Genomic DNA, 10,481 nt, shown 5'->3' on the forward strand with positions numbered 1-10,481 from the left:
CAGAGCGGAACAAGCCAGCCCCGCCGCCCCAAACGGAACCACCCCGGCCGCCCACCGGCCCCGTCACATCAGCGGGGTGAGGAAGCGGCGCAGGGCCTCCTCGTAGCCGTCGGGGTCGGCGTTCCACATGGCGCTGTGCGGGGCGTCCGGGACCGTGTGCAGGGCCACCAGGTTGGGGTGGCGAGCGGCGAGGCGGCGGGAGTGGCGCCAGGGGGCCACCTCGTCGCCGGGGCCGTGGAAGATCAGCGTCGGCACGGTGAGCCGCGCCGGGTCGTTCGCCCGGGCGAGCCGGTCGCCGTACAGGCCCACGCGGCCCTGCGCGGCGCGCACCGCGAGCGGCAGCAGGGGGCGCGGTGTGTGCCGTGCCCCGGCCAGGGCGCGCAGTGTCGCCTCCCAGTCGAGCACGGGCGAGTCCAGGATCAGCCCGGAGACGCGGTCGCGCAGGTCCGAGTCGAGGGCGGCACGCAGCGCCATGGTGGCGCCGGTGGACCAGCCGTGCAGGACGACCCGTTCGGCGCCGTACCGCACGGCGTAGCCGATCGCCGCGTCCAGGTCGCGCCACTCGGTCTCGCCGAGGTGGTTCAGGCCGTCCGGGGAGCGGGGCGCGCCCAGGTCGCCGCGGTAGGTGACGTCGAGCACCGGGAAGTGCCTGCTGTGCAGGAACTTCATGATGTTCAGGGGGAGTTCGCGGGTGGTGCCCAGCCCGTGCACGGTGATCACCCAGGTCTCGCGGACCCCCGGCACGAGCCATGCGGGCAACGTGCCGAGTTCGCCCGGGACCTCCACGTCGTCGTGGTTCAGGCCGAGGGCGGAACGGGGGTCGCCGATGTACAGGTTCGGGGTGAGCCAGACCTTGTCGCGGGGATGCAGCTGTCCGTGCGTGCTCCGTTCCAGTCGGCGTACGACCGTGTCGGGCAGGTGCGGGGCGTCCGGCAGGACGGGCCCGACGACCGCGTGGGAGCCGTTGCCGGCCAGGCCGTACGTGCCGGGCCGGAGGGAGGCCAGGTCCCGGGTGAGCGTGATCTGGCCCGCGGCCGTGCTGTGCACGGTCAGCCGGGGTTCGGTGGGCAGGGGCCGGCCCGGGGGCGCCTTGAGCGCGGCGTCGCTGGCGAGCCGGCCGGCGGCGACGCTCGCCACGCCGGCCGCAAGGGTCGCGGTGACGGCCGCTGCCGTCGCTCTGACTACGGTGCGCACAGGTCCAGTGTCGTGGCGTACCCGGTCACCGGCCAGCGGGAGGAAGGGTCGGGGTGACATGTTCCTGCGAGTTCCAGAAAGAGCCGGCTTCACCCCTCACCGGTCGGCTGTCCGTAGCCCCGCAGCCGTTCCGTCACCCGGGCCAGCTGTTCGCTCGACAGCAGGGAGGGGGCCAGACCCGGCACCGAGGACGCGGTCAGCCACAGCCGGCACATCCACTCCAGCTGGGCCGTGCGGTCGTAGGCCTGGTCGAGGGTGGCGCCGTAGGTGACGGTGCCGTGGTTCTGCAGGAGGCAGCCGGAGCGGCCGGCGAGGGCGCGCAGCATGTTCCCGGCCAGCTCCTCGGTGCCGTAGGTCGCGTAGGGGGCGACACGCACCGGACCGCCGAGCGCGGCGGCCATGTAGTGGACCAGGGGCAGCTCGGGGACGAGTGTCGAGACGGCCGTCGCGTGCACGGCGTGGGTGTGGACGACGGCGGCGGCGTCGGTGGCCCGGTAGATCGCCAGGTGCATGGGCAGCTCGCTGGTCGGTACCAGCGTGCCGAGCACCTGCCGGCCGTCGAGTCCGACGCCGGTGACGTCGTCCGGCGTGAGCCGGTCGTACGGCACGCCCGACGGCGTGACCAGCACGGTGTCCCCCACACGCACCGACACGTTGCCCGAGGTGCCGACCACCAGCCCGTCGGCCACCGCGCGCCGGGCGGTCGCGACCAGCTCGCGCCAGGCGCGGGCCTCCGGCTCCCGCACCTGCCGAGCACCCCCCGGATCTGTTGCATCCGTCACTCGCGTGTCCCGCTCAGCCATGCCGTGATCCTTTCAGCCCGGACGTGCGGCAGGCCAGTGACAGCCGCTCTCCCGGGCCACGGACAGCGGCCCGCGCCGGCCGAAGGGAACCTCTGGGAAGCAGATTCGGACACCCCGAAGACCGACCCAGTTCATCTTCTGTTCACCCTGGTTACCTACGTTCAACCAGCCAATGACGCTCGAACGATTGCCTGGGTAAATGGAAAGCTTCTCGCTGATCCTCGCGATTGTGGTGGTAACCGCACTCGCGTTCGATTTCACGAACGGTTTCCACGACACCGCCAACGCGATGGCCACCACCATCTCGACCGGCGCACTCAAGCCCAAGGTCGCGGTGGCCATGTCCGCCGCGCTCAACCTGGTGGGCGCCTTCCTCTCCGTGGAGGTCGCCAACACGATCTCCAAAGGTCTCGTCGACGAGGCCGGCATCCGTCCCGAGGTCATTTTCGCCGCCCTGGTCGGCGCGATCCTCTGGAACCTGCTGACCTGGCTGGTCGGACTTCCGTCCAGTTCCTCGCACGCCCTGATGGGCGGTCTGATCGGCGCGGCGATCGCCTCCGCCGGTTTCGGCGCGGTCCACGGCGGTGTGCTCGTCACCAAGGTGCTGCTGCCCGCCGTCGCGGCTCCGGTCGTCGCGGGCCTCGCCGCGATGGTCGCGACCCGGCTGTCGTACACGATCGGCAAGAAGGCGGACGGCAAGGCGGCCGAGAAGGGCCACCGCGCCGGGCAGATCGCCTCCGCCGGCCTGGTCTCGCTCGCCCACGGCACCAACGACGCGCAGAAGACGATGGGTGTCATCACCCTCGCCCTGATCGCCGGCGGCGCCATCGCCCCCGGCTCCAACCCTCCCACCTGGGTCATCCTCTCCGCGGGCCTGGCTATCGCGCTCGGCACCTACATCGGCGGCTGGCGGATCATCCGCACCATGGGCACGGGCCTGACCGACCTCCAGCCGCAGCAGGGCTTCGCCGCCCAGACCAGCGCGGCCACCGCCATCCTGGCCTCCTCCCACCTCGGCTTCTCGCTCTCCACCACGCACGTCGTCTCCGGCTCGGTGATGGGCGCCGGGCTGGGCCGCACGGGCGGTGTGGTCCGCTGGTCCACCGCGGGCCGCATGGCCATCGCCTGGGTGCTCACGCTGCCGGCCGCGGCCCTGGTCGGCGCGGGCGCCGAGGAGGTCACCGGACTGGGCGACTGGGGCACCGCGCTCGTCGCCGTGTTCCTGGTGGCCTCGAGCGCGGCGATCTGGAAGATCTCCCGCCGCCAGGTCGTCGACCACACCAACGTCACCCAGAGCGCGACCGAGGAGCCGGCCGGCGTCGTGACCCAGGCGATCGCCGCCGTGACCCCGCCCCCGGCGGCCCCCGCCCCCGCCTCCACGGCACCGGTCTCCGCAGAGGAGTCCCCCGCCGTCGAGCCGCTCACGGCGAAGATCCCCGCCCAGCCGACCACGCCCGTCATCGACGCGCCCGTGATCGACGCAACGGTCATCGACCCGCCCGTCATCGACCCGCCCGTCATCGATCCGGCGCCCGCGCCGACCGCGTCCACCCCGGCCACCCCGCCGGCCGCCACCGTCTGACCCCCGCACACCCGGCACCCAAGGAAGCATCACCATGAAGATCGACTGGGCAGCCCTCGGCTCCGTCTTCGGCGTCAGCCTCGCGGTCACCGTGGGCCTGGTGGCACTGTTCACCCTCGGCATCGCGGGGCTGTCCCGGCGGGAGCGGGCCGTCACGCAGGGCAGCGGCAGCGGGGCCCTCGCCGTCACCGGCGCCTACGTCTGCTTCGCCGCCTGCGCCGCCGCGGTGGCCTACGGCATCTACCTCATCGTCGGCAAGGGCTGACGGCCGGTCAGAACCGCTGTCCGGGCCCCGGAAGTCAAGAGCGTCCCACCGCCCGCCCCGCCCGCGTCGCCACCTCGGCGAACGGGCGGGGCGGGCGTTTCACACCGTCGGGTGTGGGCCTCATCTCAGTATCCCTTCGCAGGTCAACGGTGAGTTGACGGCTGTTCGCGGCGCGTGGTGGACTGCCGGAGCCATGTACGGCGGCAGGAGAGGAAGCCGGTGCGAATCCGGCGCGGTCCCGCCACTGTCACCGGGGTAGGAACCCCGGGAGCCAGGAACTCTCACCGCCGGTCTCGTCGAACCAGGGCGTGGACACCCTGAGTGAGGACATATCGCCATGCGCGGCTGCCGACCGAGGTCCATCAGCGACGCTCTGCCCGACCCCGAAGCCGGCTGAACCCATGGGTGCCGATCGCGTCTTCGCGTACGGCGCCGCCGCCGGCCTCCTCGGTGACCTCCTCCTCGGCGATCCTCGCCGGGGACATCCGGTCGCTGTGTTCGGCAGGGCCGCGGGCGCCGTGGAACGCGTGCTGTGGCGGGACCACCGGGGATGGGGCGCACTTCATACGGCCCTGTGCGCCGGCGGCGCCGCCGCGCTCGGTGCCGCCGCCGCGCGCGCCGTCCGTACCTCCCCGGTCGCGTCCGTCGCCCTGACCGGCGCCGCCACCTGGGCCGTGGTCGGCGGGACCTCCCTCGCCCGGGAGGCACGCACCATCGGACGGGCGCTGGAAGCGGGCGACGTGGCCGCCGCCCGAACGCGGCTGCCGCACCTGTGCGGACGCGACCCTCAGGCACTCGACGCCGACGGGATCGCCCGGGCCGTGGTGGAGTCGGTCGCCGAGAACACCTCCGACGCCGTGGTGGGCGCGCTGGTGTGGGGCGCCGTCGCCGGCGTGCCGGGGCTCGCCGGGTTCCGGGCCGTCAACACCCTGGACGCCATGGTCGGGCACACGTCGCCCCGGTACCGGCGCTTCGGCTGGGCCTCGGCGCGCCTGGACGACCTGGCCGGGTGGCCGGGGGCGCGGCTCACCGCCGTCCTCGCGGCCGCGGCCGGCCCGGACCCGCGGGGCGCCCTGCGCGCCTGGCGCGCCGACGCCGACCGGCACCCGAGCCCCAACGCCGGTCCGGTCGAGGCCTCGTTCGCGGGGGCGCTCGGGGTACGGATGGGCGGCACGTTGTCGTACGGGGGGCGCGTTGAGCACCGGCCGGTGCTCAACGGCGCCGGGCGCGCCGTGCGGGCCGGGGACATCGAACGGGCCGTACGGCTCTCACGGCGCGTGAGCTGGCTCGCGCTCGGCACCTGCGCCGCCGTCAGGCTCCTGCGCAACCGCAGCAACCGCATTAACGGTCCGACGAAGGGACGTAGGTCATGAGCGGTGGTCTGCTCGTCGCCGGCACCACCTCCGACGCCGGGAAGAGCGTCGTCACGGCCGGGATCTGCCGGTGGCTGGTGCGGCAGGGCGTCAAGGTCGCGCCCTTCAAGGCGCAGAACATGTCCCTCAACTCCTTCGTCACACCCGAGGGCGCGGAGATCGGGCGGGCGCAGGCCATGCAGGCCCAGGCCTGCCGGATCGAGCCGACCGCGCTGATGAACCCGGTGCTGCTCAAGCCGGGCGGGGAGCAGAGCAGCCAGGTGGTGCTGCTGGGCAAGCCGGTGGGCGAGTTGAGCGCGCGCGGCTACCACGGCGGACGCCAGCAGCGGCTGCTGGGCACCGTGCTGGACTGCCTCACCGAGCTTCGGGGCACGTATGACGCCGTGATCTGTGAGGGGGCGGGGTCTCCGGCGGAGATCAATCTGCGCCGGACGGACATCGTGAACATGGGGATCGCGCGGAACGCGCGGCTTCCCGTGCTGGTCGTCGGGGACATCGACCGCGGGGGTGTCTTCGCCTCGTTCTTCGGGACGGTCGCGCTGCTCTCACCCGAGGACCAGGCGCTCGTCGCCGGGTTCCTCGTCAACAAGTTCCGGGGGGACGTCAGCCTCCTGGAGCCCGGACTGGACATGCTCCAGGACCTCACCGGGCGGCGCACGTACGGCGTCCTGCCCTTCCGGCACGGGCTCGGCATCGACGAGGAGGACGGGCTGCGCGTGTCCCTGCGGGGCACCGTCCGCGAGTCCACGGTGGCCCCGCCCGTCGGCGAGGACGTGCTGCGCGTCGCCGTGTGCGCGATCCCGCTGATGTCCAACTTCACCGACGTGGACGCGCTCGCCGCCGAACCCGGCGTCGTCGTCCGGTTCGTGGACCGCCCGGAGGAGCTGGCCGACGCCGACCTGGTGGTGGTTCCGGGCACGCGCGGGACCGTACGGGCGCTTCAGTGGCTGCGCGAGCGCGGGCTGGCGGACGCGCTCGTGAGACGGGCCGCCGAGGGACGTCCGGTCCTCGGGATCTGCGGCGGCTTCCAGATCCTCGGCGAGCACATCGAGGACGAGGTGGAGTCGCGCGCCGGGGCCGTCCCCGGCCTCGGCGTCCTCCCCGTGCGGGTGCGGTTCGCCCGCGAGAAGACCCTCACCCGGCCGGTGGGCGAGGCCCTCGGCGAGCCGGTCGGGGGGTACGAGATCCACCACGGGATCGCCGACGTCACGGGCGGAGAGGCGTTCATCCTCGATGACCGGGGACACCGCCTGGACGGCTGCCGGGTCGGCCGGACCTGGGGCACGCACTGGCACGGCTCGCTGGAGTCGGACGCCTTCCGGCGGGCCTTCCTGCGCGAGGTCGCGGCCGCGGCGGGACGCCGTTTCACACCGGCACCGGACACCTCGTTCGCCGCGCTGCGCGAGGAGCAGCTGGACCGGCTCGGCGATCTGATCGAACAGCACGCGGACACGGACGCGCTGTGGCGGCTCATCGAGTCGGGCGCGCCGCAAGGACTGCCTTTCATCCCACCGGGAGCGCCCGCATGAGCACAGTGTTGTTGTTGTCGACCGCCGACACGGATCTGCTGGCGGCCCGGGCCTCCGGCGCCGTCTACCGGATCGGCAACCCCACCCGGGTGGACGTGGCGCAGGAGCTGCCCGGCCTGCTCGACGGCGCGGATCTCGCCGTCGTACGGCTGCTCGGCGGCAAGCGCGCCTGGGAGGAGGGGCTGGCCGCACTGAAGGCGTCCGGGGTGCCGACCGTGCTGCTGGGCGGGGAGGCCGTGCCGGACGCCGAACTGATGGCCGAGTCGTCCGTGCCGGCCGGCGTGGTGGCCGAGGCCCTCAGGTACCTGGTCGAGGGCGGCCCCGCGAACCTGCTCGAGCTGTCCCGGTTCCTGTCCGACACCGTGCTGCTGACCGGCGAGGGCTTCGACGAGCCGCGGAAGATGCCGGAGTACGGCGTCCACGGCTCCCACGAGCTCCGGGACGGCCGCCCGACCGTCGGCGTGCTCTTCTACCGCGCCCACGAACTCAGCGGGAACACCGCCTTCGTGGACACCCTGTGCGAGGCGATCGAGGCCCGGGGCGCCAACGCGCTGCCGGTCTACTGCGGTTCGCTGCGCGGTGCCGACGCCGGGCTGTACGAGCTGCTGGGGCAGGCCGACGCCCTGGTCGCCACCGTGCTCGCCGCCGGCGGCACCCATGCCTCGCAGGCGTCGGCGGGCGGTGACGATGAGTCCTGGGACGTCGGCGCGCTGGCCGGCCTGGACATCCCCGTTCTGCAAGGACTGTGCCTGACGTCGTCGAAGAACGCCTGGGACGAGTCCGACGCCGCCCTGTCCCCCATGGACGCGGCGATGCAGGTCGCGATCCCGGAGTTCGACGGCCGGCTGATCACCGTGCCGTTCTCCTTCAAGGAGCAGGGCCCGGACGACGTGCCGGTGTACGTCGCCGACCCCGAGCGGGCCGCCCGGGTGGCCGGGATCGCCGTACGGCACGCGCGGTTGAAGCACAAGCCGAACGCGGACAAGAAGCTCGCACTCGTCTTCACCGCGTACCCGACGAAGCACTCGCGCGTCGGCAACGCGGTGGGCCTGGACACGCCGGCTTCGGCGGTACGCGTGCTCGACGCGCTCAGGGACGCCGGGTACTCGCTCACCGAATACCCCGCCGGCGGGGACGAGTTGATCCACCGGCTCATCGAGGCCGGCGGCCACGACGTGGAGTGGCTGACGGACGACCAGCTGGCCGCGGCTCCCGCGCGCGTGCCGCTCGCCGACTACCGGGCGTGGTTCGACAAGCTCGACCCGGAGCTCAGGGACGGGATGCTTCAGGCGTGGGGCGAGCCGCCGGGTTCGCTCTACGTCGACGGCGAGGACATCGTCCTGGCGTCCCTGCGGTTCGGGAACGTCGTCGTGATGATCCAGCCGCCGCGCGGCTTCGGCGAGAACCCGATCGCGATCTACCACGACCCGGACATGCCGCCCTCGCACCACTACATGGCGGCCTACCGCTGGCTCGAGAACAGTTTCGGCGCCGACGCGATCGTGCACATGGGCAAGCACGGCACGATGGAGTGGCTGCCCGGCAAGGGACTCGGGCTCAGCCGCGGCTGCGCGCCGGACGCCGTGCTGGGTGACCTCCCCCTGGTCTACCCCTTCATCGTCAACGACCCCGGCGAGGGCACGCAGGCCAAGCGGCGCGGTCATGCCACGGTCGTCGACCACCTCGTACCGCCGATGGCGCGCGCCGACACCTACGGCGATCTGGCCAAGCTGGAGCAGCTGCTGGACGAGTACGCGCTGGTGAGCGACCTCGACCCGGCGAAGGCGCCGGCGGTGCGCGCCCAGATCTGGACGCTGGTGAAGGCCGCCGAGCTCCACCACGACCTGCACGTGGCCGAGCAGCCGGACGACGACGAGTTCGACGAGTTCGTCATGCACATCGACGGCTATCTGTGCGAGATCAAGGACGTGCAGATCAGGGACGGGCTCCACATCCTCGGCGGCGGCCCGGTCGGCGAGCCGCGCGTGAACCTCGTCCTCGCCGTACTGCGTGCCTCGCAGGTGTGGGGCGGGCAGGCGAACGCGCTGCCCGGTCTGCGGGCCTCGCTGGCCGCCCACTTCGGTTTCGGCGAGAAGGAGTTGCTGGCCGAGCCGGGCGCCCCGGTCAAGGTGCCGGTCGAGCTGACCGACCTGGTGGACGGCCCGTCCCGTACGGCGGCGGACGCGATCGACCTGCTGGAGCAGCTGTGCCGGCGGATCGCGGAAGGCATGGAGGAGCGGGCCTGGGACCGCACGGCCGTGCGCGCGGTTCTGAATGACGCGCTCGGCACCGGACTCCCGGACGCGGTCGCGGTGCTGGAGTTCGCCTGCGCCGAGGTCGTGCCGCGGCTCGCCCGCACCACCGACGAGATCGGGCACATTCTGCGGGCGCTGGACGGCGGTTACGTCCCGGCCGGCCCGTCCGGATCCCCGACCCGCGGCCTGGTCAACGTCCTGCCCACCGGCCGGAACTTCTACTCGGTCGACCCCAAGGCCATTCCCTCGCGGCTGAGCTGGGAGGTCGGCCAGTCGCTCGCCGACTCCCTGGTGCAGAGGTATCTGCAGGACACGGGCGAGTACCCGAGGTCCGTCGGCCTGACGGTCTGGGGCACGTCCGCGATGCGCACGCAGGGTGACGACATCGCCGAGATCCTGGCGCTGCTGGGCTGCCGCCCGGTCTGGGACGACGCCTCGCGCCGGGTGACGGGCTTCGAGATCGTGCCCCTGGCGGAGCTGGGCCGGCCGCGCGTCGACGTCACGGTCCGCATCTCCGGATTCTTCCGGGACGCGTTCCCGCACGTCGTCGGCCTGATCGACGACGCCGTACGGGCCGTGGCCGAGCTGGACGAGCCCGCCGAGTCCAACTTCGTGCGAGCGCATGTCGAGGAGGACGCGGCCCAGCACGGTGACCGGCGGCGCGCGACGGCCCGGATCTTCGGCTCCAAGCCGGGGGCCTACGGCGCCGGTCTGCTGCCGCTGATCGACGCCCGGAACTGGCGCAGCGACGCGGACCTCGCCGAGGTGTACGCGGTGTGGGGCGGCTACGCCTACGGGCGCGGCCTCGACGGACGGGCGGCACGCGGGGACATGGAGACGGCGTTCCGCCGGATCGCGGTGGCCGCGAAGAACGTGGACACGCGCGAGCACGATCTCGTCGACGCCGACGACTACTTCCAGTACCACGGCGGCATGGTCGCCATGGTGCGGCATCTGACGGGTTCCTCGCCCGAGGCGTACGTGGGCGACAGCGCCGTACCGGACCAGGTGAAGACCCGGACCCTGGGCGAGGAGACCCACCGTGTCTTCCGGGCCCGGGTGGTCAATCCGCGCTGGATGAGCGCGATGAGAAGACACGGCTACAAGGGAGCCTTCGAGATGGCGGCGACCGTGGACTACCTGTTCGGGTACGACGCCACGGCCGGGGTCGTCGACGACTGGATGTACGAGAAGCTGAGCGCCGAGTACGTCTTCGACCCGGAGAACCGGGACTTCATGAAGCGCTCGAATCCGTGGGCCCTGAGGGGCATTACCGAGCGCCTGTTGGAGGCGGCGGATCGCGGGCTCTGGGCGGAGCCGGACCAGGAAACCCTGGACCGGCTCCGGGCGACCTACCTCGAGCTTGAGGGAGATCTGGAGGGAGACGCGTGATCTCCCTGGCAACCCCCGCGTCAGCGGGGAGCAGGCTGCAATCCGCTGTCACGGATACAACGGCGCCGGATCACCCCCGCTTCGGCGG

7 protein-coding genes and 1 riboswitch are annotated in these 10,481 nt (G+C 72.7%); of the genes, 5 read left to right on the plus strand and 2 right to left on the minus strand.

What is annotated here, in order from left to right:
• Positions 1 to 63: 63 nt before the first annotated feature.
• Positions 64 to 1,194, minus strand: coding sequence for an alpha/beta fold hydrolase (locus R2S09_RS19220; protein ID WP_316742301.1), 1,131 nt, complete (start codon positions 1,192 to 1,194; stop codon positions 64 to 66).
• A gap of 89 nt (positions 1,195 to 1,283) precedes the next feature.
• Positions 1,284 to 1,997, minus strand: a complete 714-nt coding sequence (locus R2S09_RS19225) for a class II aldolase/adducin family protein (RefSeq protein WP_316742304.1) — start codon at positions 1,995 to 1,997, stop codon at positions 1,284 to 1,286.
• Between the two features lie 199 nt (positions 1,998 to 2,196).
• Between R2S09_RS19225 and R2S09_RS19230 the strand changes: the two genes are divergently transcribed.
• The 5 genes from R2S09_RS19230 (at position 2,197) to cobN (ending at position 10,393) form a co-directional block, all read left to right on the plus strand.
• Positions 2,197 to 3,579, plus strand: coding sequence for an anion permease (locus R2S09_RS19230; RefSeq protein ID WP_316742305.1), 1,383 nt, complete (start codon positions 2,197 to 2,199; stop codon positions 3,577 to 3,579).
• 34 nt (positions 3,580 to 3,613) lie between these two features.
• A complete protein-coding gene (locus tag R2S09_RS19235; RefSeq protein WP_316742306.1) occupies positions 3,614 to 3,844 on the plus strand; it encodes a hypothetical protein in 231 nt (76 codons plus the stop codon).
• 160 nt (positions 3,845 to 4,004) lie between these two features.
• A riboswitch (cobalamin riboswitch) is annotated at positions 4,005 to 4,146 on the plus strand.
• A gap of 99 nt (positions 4,147 to 4,245) precedes the next feature.
• The gene (locus tag R2S09_RS19240) at positions 4,246 to 5,217 is read left to right on the plus strand and encodes a cobalamin biosynthesis protein (protein WP_306183842.1); all 972 of its coding nucleotides are present in this window, start codon (positions 4,246 to 4,248) and stop codon (positions 5,215 to 5,217) included.
• The gene (locus R2S09_RS19245) at positions 5,214 to 6,746 is read left to right on the plus strand and encodes a cobyric acid synthase (RefSeq protein ID WP_316742307.1); all 1,533 of its coding nucleotides are present in this window, start codon (positions 5,214 to 5,216) and stop codon (positions 6,744 to 6,746) included. The genes R2S09_RS19240 and R2S09_RS19245 overlap by 4 nt, the downstream gene beginning before the upstream one ends.
• Positions 6,743 to 10,393, plus strand: coding sequence for a cobaltochelatase subunit CobN (gene cobN / locus R2S09_RS19250; RefSeq protein WP_316742308.1), 3,651 nt, complete (start codon positions 6,743 to 6,745; stop codon positions 10,391 to 10,393). The genes R2S09_RS19245 and cobN overlap by 4 nt, the downstream gene beginning before the upstream one ends.
• Positions 10,394 to 10,481: the final 88 nt, after the last annotated feature.

Origin of the sequence: Streptomyces sp. MK7, assembly GCF_032658145.1 — a bacterium.
GTDB classification, from domain to species: domain Bacteria; phylum Actinomycetota; class Actinomycetes; order Streptomycetales; family Streptomycetaceae; genus Streptomyces; species Streptomyces spiralis.

Bases quoted from the DNA above. Each gene is read 5' to 3' on its own strand.
- R2S09_RS19225 (WP_316742304.1), bottom strand. From the start codon at position 1,997: ATGGCTGAGCGGGACACGCGAGTGACGGATGCAACAGATCCGGGGGGT.
- R2S09_RS19240 (WP_306183842.1), top strand. From the start codon at position 4,246: ATGGGTGCCGATCGCGTCTTCGCGTACGGCGCCGCCGCCGGCCTCCTC.
- R2S09_RS19230 (WP_316742305.1), top strand. From the start codon at position 2,197: ATGGAAAGCTTCTCGCTGATCCTCGCGATTGTGGTGGTAACCGCACTC.
- cobN (WP_316742308.1), top strand. From the start codon at position 6,743: ATGAGCACAGTGTTGTTGTTGTCGACCGCCGACACGGATCTGCTGGCG.
- R2S09_RS19245 (WP_316742307.1), top strand. From the start codon at position 5,214: ATGAGCGGTGGTCTGCTCGTCGCCGGCACCACCTCCGACGCCGGGAAG.
- R2S09_RS19235 (WP_316742306.1), top strand. From the start codon at position 3,614: ATGAAGATCGACTGGGCAGCCCTCGGCTCCGTCTTCGGCGTCAGCCTC.